The sequence below is a fragment of the Acidovorax sp. HMWF018 genome (genome assembly GCF_003061035.1).
Lineage (GTDB): Bacteria > Pseudomonadota > Gammaproteobacteria > Burkholderiales > Burkholderiaceae_C > Acidovorax > Acidovorax delafieldii.
On record NZ_QAIM01000591.1, the window covers coordinates 332 to 2,029 of the forward strand.

General features: G+C 68.6%; 2 protein-coding genes. One reads left to right on the plus strand and one right to left on the minus strand.

The features are described 5' to 3' along the window. Nucleotides 1–811, plus strand: an 811-nt coding sequence (locus DBR23_RS25145; protein ID WP_304466243.1) for an ArsA-related P-loop ATPase, incomplete at its 5' end; no start/stop codon positions are given. Nucleotides 812–912: 101 nt separating this feature from the next. Here the strand turns inward: DBR23_RS25145 and DBR23_RS25150 are convergent. After that, on the minus strand, nucleotides 913–1,662 hold the full coding sequence (locus tag DBR23_RS25150; protein WP_056061176.1) for a LytTR family DNA-binding domain-containing protein: 750 nt from the start codon (nucleotides 1,660–1,662) through the stop codon (nucleotides 913–915). Between the last annotated feature and the right edge of the window lie 36 nt (nucleotides 1,663–1,698).

Sequence of the window (1,698 nt, forward strand, 5' to 3'; positions counted from 1 at the left end):
CATCATGGTGATGGGCAAGGGCGGCGTGGGCAAGACCACCATCGCCACCGCGCTGGCCGTGGGCCTGGTGCAGCGTGGGCACAGCGTGCACCTCACCACCACCGACCCGGCGGCCCATGTGCAAAGCCAGCTCGATGGCAGCCTGCCGAGCCTGAAGGTGGGGCGCATCGACCCGCACGCCGAGACCCAGGCCTACATCGACAAGATCATGGCCACACGCGGCAAGGCGCTGGACGACGCGGGCCGCGCCCTGCTGCTGGAAGACCTGCAATCGCCCTGTACCGAAGAGGTAGCCGTGTTCCACGCCTTCAGCCGCGTGGTCAACGAAGCGCGCAGCGCCTTTGTGGTGCTGGACACGGCCCCCACCGGCCACAGCCTGTTGCTGATGGACGCCACCGGCGCCTACCACCGGCAGATGACGCAGCAGTACGAAGGCAACGTCAACGCCAAGCACATCATCACGCCGTTGATGCGCCTGCAGGACGCGGATATGACCCATGTGGTCATCGTCACGCTGCCCGAGGTCACGCCCGTGAGCCAGGCCGCTGCGTTGCAGGACGACCTGCGTCGCGCCCGCATCGAGCCCTGGGCCTGGGTCATCAACAAAAGTGTGGCGGCCACCGGCACCAGCGACCCCTTGCTGCGGGCCCGGCTGGCGGGCGAGCAACAGCAGGCCGCACGCATCGCCAGCGGCCTGGCGCAGCGCACCTACGTGCTGCCCTGGCTGGCGCAGCCGCCTGTGGGCGTGGAGGCGCTGGGGCGGCTGGCGGCCGCACCGCCTGCAGTCACAGGAGATTTGCTATCTCATTGATAGCTGCTCAGGCATATGGAACTAGCGCTGGCGGCCAAAATGGCTCGAAAAATATCTGTAAGGGTGTTCCAGGGCCCTCAAAGGCCTGTGCAGCCCTGCTGCTAGCGTGCCAGCTCCTCGCGCACGGCCGCCACCTGCCGCCGCGACACCGCCAGCAGTTCGGTCGATCCCTGTAGCCGCACCGCCCAGCCTTCGCCCTCCTCAGGGTCGTAGTGCTTTTCCAGCGCGCGCACGGCGCGGCGCGCCACCAGCGCATTGCGGTGGATGCGCAGGAAGCGCGGTGCAAACTTGGCTTCCAGCTCGCTCAGCGAGCCGTCCATGATGTAGCTGCGCGTGGTGGTGCGCACGGTCACGTATTTCTGCTCGGCCTTGAAGTACAGCACCTCGGTCAGCGGCAGGCGTTCGGTGCGGCCCCGGTCCTGGATCAGCAGGGTCTCGCCCTCGGGCAGGCTGGGCACGGCACTGGGTCCTGCGGGGCGGCTGGTGCGCTGCACCTTGGCCAGGGCCTGCTGCAGGCGCTCGCGGCGCACGGGTTTGGTCAGGTAGTCCACGGCATCCAGCTCGAACGCGCTCACTGCGTGGTCGGCGTGGGCCGTCACAAACACCACGGCCGGGGGCTGGGGCAGGGCCTGCAGTGCATGGGCCAGTGCCAGGCCGTCCTGGCCGGGCATGTGGATGTCCAGCAGCACCAGGTCGTACCCACGCCCCCCGGTGGGGCCCAGCAGCGCCATGGTCTCGGCGGCGTTGGAGGCCTCTGCCACCGTGCAGCGCTGGATGTCCGAGCAGTCGGACAGCAGGGTGCGCAAGCGGCTGCGCGCCAGGGCTTCGTCGTCAACGATCAGGATGTTCATGGGGTTTGGAGGGGGTAGGTTCGGTCGGGGCCACCG